This is a genomic window from Draconibacterium mangrovi, from assembly GCF_010586825.1.
GTDB lineage: Bacteria > Bacteroidota > Bacteroidia > Bacteroidales > Prolixibacteraceae > Draconibacterium > Draconibacterium mangrovi.
On record NZ_JAAAGB010000023.1, the window covers coordinates 1 to 1,447 of the forward strand.

The 1,447-nt window shown below is 45.1% G+C and carries 1 protein-coding gene; it reads right to left on the reverse strand.

Translation table 11 applies throughout. The features are described 5' to 3' along the window. On the reverse strand, positions 1-1,447 hold a 1,447-nt coding region (locus G4420_RS23195; RefSeq protein ID WP_163326334.1), incomplete at both ends, for an HYR domain-containing protein.

Sequence of the window (1,447 nt, forward strand, 5' to 3'; positions counted from 1 at the left end):
GCATCAACAATGGTCCAGGTTACGGTATGTGGACCTACTTCAAAACGTTCGGTTAATGGCAACAGGGTAGTAACTGTTCCTACTGCAGCCGGTGGAGTAACCGAAACAGAAGCGCCTCCATCTATCTGGTAAGAAACTGTAAAACTTTCCACACAGAAGTTGTCGATTACCGGAGCCGGCACTGTTACCTCGGCATCACATAAATCGGTTTCGGCTGATACGCTGATGTTTGATGCTGTATTATCAGGACAGGTAACAGTGAATTGCGGATCGGCTATGTTTTTAATCCATACCTGGAAGCTACATTCGGCTTGGTTACCCGAGGCATCGGTGACAATATAACGTACCTGGGTTTTTCCTACCGGGAAGTTATATCCACTTGCCGAACCATCGATGATAGCACTTGTTGTACCATCCTCGAAAGTTAACTGGTAACTTAATGTTGAATCAGGACAGTTATCGTAGAATTCTGGCTCGGCAATTTCATCGCTTATCATATCGCAACCACCATCGGTAATTTCATCTTCCACATTTGGAGGACAAGTTATGGTTGGCAACTGATCATCGGTTACAGTAATGTTAATATCGCAGGTATAAACGTTACCCGAGGCATCAACAATGGTCCATGTTACGGTATGTGGACCTACTTCAAAACGTTCGGTTAATGGCAACAGGGTCGTAACTGTTCCTACTGCAGCCGGTGGAGTAACCGAAACAGAGGCACCTCCATCTATCTGGTAAGAAACTGTAAAGTTTTCCACACAGAAATTGTCGATTACCGGAGCCGGTACTGTTACCTCGGCATCGCATAAATCGGTTTCGGCTGATACGCTGATGTTTGATGCTGTATTATCAGGACAGGTAACAGTGAATTGCGGATCGGCTATGTTTTTAATCCATACCTGGAAGCTACATTCGGCTTGGTTACCCGAGGCATCGGTAACAATATAACGTACCTGGGTTTTTCCTACCGGGAAGTTATATCCACTTGCCGAACCGGTTATGATAGCACTTGTTGTGCCATCCTCGAAAGTCAACTGGTAACTTAATGTTGAATCAGGACAGTTATCGTAGAATTCTGGTTCGGCAATCGCATCGCTTATCATATCGCAACCACCATCGGTAATTTCATCTTCCACATTTGGAGGACAAGTTATAGTTGGCAACTGATCATCGGTAACAGTAATGTTAATATCGCAGGTATATACATTACCCGAGGCATCAACAATGGTCCAGGTTACGGTATGTGGACCTACTTCAAAACGTTCGGTTAATGGCAACAGGGTAGTAACTGTTCCTACTGCAGCCGGTGGAGTAACCGAAACAGAAGCGCCTCCATCTATCTGGTAAGAAACAGTAAAACTTTCCACACAGAAGTTGTCGATTACCGGAGCCGGTACTGTTACCTCGGCATCGCATAAATCGGTTTCGGCTGATACGCTGATGT